Source organism: Winogradskyella sediminis, from assembly GCF_003387355.1.
GTDB lineage: Bacteria > Bacteroidota > Bacteroidia > Flavobacteriales > Flavobacteriaceae > Winogradskyella > Winogradskyella sediminis.
The window spans coordinates 1-1,080 of the sequence record NZ_QUNH01000032.1 but is presented as its reverse complement, the minus strand read 5'-3'; the positions used below and the strand labels follow the sequence as shown (position 1 = coordinate 1,080).

At 30.3% G+C, this 1,080-nt stretch carries 2 protein-coding genes; both read right to left on the bottom strand.

From position 1 onward, the window contains the following. Positions 1–134: 134 nt before the first annotated feature. Positions 135–452 (bottom strand): hypothetical protein, encoded by a 318-nt coding sequence (locus tag C8N41_RS16800; protein ID WP_115840132.1) that lies wholly within the window; start codon positions 450–452, stop codon positions 135–137. Between the two features lie 6 nt (positions 453–458). After that, a complete protein-coding gene (locus C8N41_RS16795; RefSeq protein ID WP_115840131.1) occupies positions 459–854 on the bottom strand; it encodes a hypothetical protein in 396 nt (131 codons plus the stop codon). Between the last annotated feature and the right edge of the window lie 226 nt (positions 855–1,080).

The following is a 1,080-nucleotide window of genomic DNA, read 5'->3' as shown; positions in this document are numbered from 1 at the left end:
ATTACATACAACGGTTTTGTGTATGGTTAGTTGCGTGTTTAAGCAACTAATTTAGTAAACAAAAACGAACGCGAGAAAATTCCGAAGGAATTTTCCAAGTAGACAACGACCAAAGCAATTAATTATACACGGTGTTAGGCAACGTTTTTTAATTTAGTAATTCTATTTGTTAGAAATTCAGTTACTGATTTTTTTAATTCTATACTACTTGTCTTTTCAATTACTTTGGCTTTATAAATTTCTCCTAAATAGATTAGAAATTCCATTTCGCAATATTCCATTTCATTACCAGAATAGTAAAATATTTCTCCAGCAAAATCATTTGATTCAAATTTGATTCCTTCACTTATTGGATAGCGTTCTGATTTATTAAGTTCCCATATTTTCAAATCTGAATATTTGGAAATCTCGTGCTCACTAAATATATCTATTATAGTATTCAAGTAATTCATTAAATATTAATTTGAGTCTAAAAAAATATTTCGATTTTTCCCAATAACAGCAACTGATAATCCAGATATTACTAATTCCGATGCTTTATTAGGATTGTCCGAAAATCCCGTTAAATGATGCCAAGGGTCGTTTTGTGCTACTGTTATTTTATAAAATTGTTTTTTATCCATTTCTATTATTTTCACTAAAACCTGCCAATCTTGATAATCATCTTTACTTGTAAATAACAATTCAGCGTGAGATGTAAATACCCAAACTGGTTCGTGTTTAATCAATTCCAACGATTTGATTAATTCACACATCATTTCAGGCATTCTTTTCCATTGAGAAGGCCATTCTTTTGGATTGTAAAATTCAAGCAAGGTAGTTTTCTGTTGTCCAGATATTCGTCTTAATTCCATTCAGATTTCGTTTTTCTCAAATGTTGCCTAACGTGTTTGTGTATGGTTAGTTGCGTGGTTTAGCGACTAAGTTAGCAAACATTTACGAACCCGTGAATATTCCGCAGGAATATTCGCAAGTAAGCTCAATTAAGCAATTAATTATACACGGTGTTGGCAGTAGTATTTGTTTTACTTAATGTAAAGTTTATTTGTCAAATAGTGTTATTTGTTTTACATTTGTTTG

What these genes read in the sequence shown, in the direction of transcription:
- C8N41_RS16800 (WP_115840132.1), bottom strand. Translation starts at nt 452, where the DNA reads ATGAATTACTTGAATACTATAATAGATATATTTAGTGAGCACGAGATT.
- C8N41_RS16795 (WP_115840131.1), bottom strand. Translation starts at nt 854, where the DNA reads ATGGAATTAAGACGAATATCTGGACAACAGAAAACTACCTTGCTTGAA.